This window comes from Streptomyces sp. NPDC059909 (assembly GCF_042730885.1).
Lineage (GTDB): Bacteria > Actinomycetota > Actinomycetes > Streptomycetales > Streptomycetaceae > Streptomyces.
In genome coordinates, this window is record NZ_JBHWKX010000201.1 from 1 (window position 1) to 1,848 (window position 1,848).

Annotated in this window: 1 protein-coding gene; it reads right to left on the reverse strand. The window is 69.0% G+C overall.

Annotation, left to right across the window (positions count from 1 at the left end):
- Positions 1–36: 36 nt before the first annotated feature.
- Entirely contained in the window at positions 37–1,743 is a 1,707-nt protein-coding gene (locus ACFV9O_RS40175) for an IS1182 family transposase (protein WP_385427997.1), read from the reverse strand.
- Positions 1,744–1,848: the final 105 nt, after the last annotated feature.

A 1,848-nucleotide genomic window follows, 5' to 3' on the forward strand; every position in this document is an offset into this window, starting at 1 on the left:
AGCTTGACTCTGTCGGGGATCTTGGAGTCGTCGAGGTCAGCTGCCCAGGCTTCGCCACGACTTCGGCCGGGGGATCTCGCGCCGGTCGAGGTAGTTCTGGAAGGCGGTTGGTCGGCGGGGCATGGGGGCTTCCTCGGTGGGTGGAAGTCCGCTGAGGCGTTCGATGTTGACGGCGATGGCCGTCAGAACGTGCTGGATGTGTGCCTTTCCCTGTCCTCGGTAGCGGCAGCGGCGCATGCCGTGTCCGTGGGCGAACTCGTTGACCGTGCCCTCCACTCCGGAGCGGACCGCGTAACGGGCCTTCCACTGGGGCGTCTGCTGCTCGGTGCGGACGCGGAGCTGCAGGTCGCGGAGTTCGCGCGGGGGAAAACCCACGGTGCGGGCGCTGTCGACGGTAGACGTGCAGCGGGATCGGACGGGGCAGGGGCGGCACTGGCTCTTGGTGAACCGGGCCACGATCAGCGGGGCCGCGGTGGGCGAGGAGGTCGGGTAGGGGCCATGCCAGCCCTGGCTGACTTGTCCCTGGGGGCAGGTGACCTGCTGGCGGTCGTAGTCGATGTGGAAGTCGTCCCGGGCGAAGCCCTCGTTCTGGCGGTGCTGACGGGTGGGGTTGCTCCGCAGCGGCCCGGAGACGGTGACCTGGTGCTCACGGGTGGCTTGTTCCAGGTGGGGCAGGGAGGTGTAGCCGGCATCGACCAGGTGCTCGGCGGGCAGCAGTCCGCGACGCGCCAGGCGTGTGTGGATGCCGGGCAGGACCTGACTGTCGTGGGTGGTGGCCGCGGTGGTGGCCACGTCCGTGATCACGTTGGGTCCGTCGGGAGCGCAGGTCTCGGTCAGATGAGCGGAGAATCCCTTCCAGCTGATGATGTGGCCGTGCCGTGCGTAGCGGGCCGAGGTGTCGTAGGGAGAGACGATCGCCCGGGACGAGGGCGGCAGCCCGGGGCCGCCTTCCTTCTCGGCGGTGCGCCAGCGCAGGTGTCCTGCGGCGTCATGGTGGTAGTTCTGCACCATGATCTGGCCCAGGGCCTGGACACGGGGACCGGAGGTGCGGTCGGCTCCGTGCCGGTCGAGGTGTTCCAGGAGCCGGACGGCATCGTTTCCGGTGGCGAGGATCCTGGTCTTGGGCTTGGTGGGGTTCTTGCCCAGCCGGACCGGTCGGCCGTAGCGGAGCCCCCAGTCCTCATCGACCAGCTCGTCCAGCAGGTGCGGGGACGTACCGGCGACTTCTTCGAGTGCGGCACGGACCGCTTCGGTGATCAGCTCCAGGCGGGTCAGGTCACGCACTGCGGCCAGGACATGGGTGGAGTCGGTGCGCTGCGTGGTGCGTTCGCGCACCAGGCCGGCCTCCTTGAGACGGGCCAGCGCGAGGTCGAGGAGCCGGTCGGCACGGCCGTCTTCGGCGAGCCGGTCGCGGAAGTCGGCCAGCACGCTGTGATGGAAACCGGGATCGTCCAGCTCCATGGCCATGGCGTACTTGAAGTCGATGCGGCAGCGGACCGCCTCGGCGGCCTGCCGGTCCGACAGGCCGAGCAGGAACTGCAGTACACAGACGGTGGCCAGCTGAGCAGGCGAGAGACCCGGACGCCCGTCCTGCGGGTACCAGTCGGCGAAATCCTCGTCGCACCACAGCCCATCGAGGCGGTCCCGTACCCATATCGCCGTCGTGCCACCCGGGTTGCTCGCCCGCGCGACCTGCGCGGTCAGAGGCGGGACATGCTCACCGGAACGGGGGCGGAGGGACAACGGGCACCTCGACAGCTGCATCGATCGGCGGAACCACCCGAGCATGCCCGTTGATCATGCTGTCGCACCGGGAAACTCCAAGATCCCCGACAGAGTCAAGCTCAG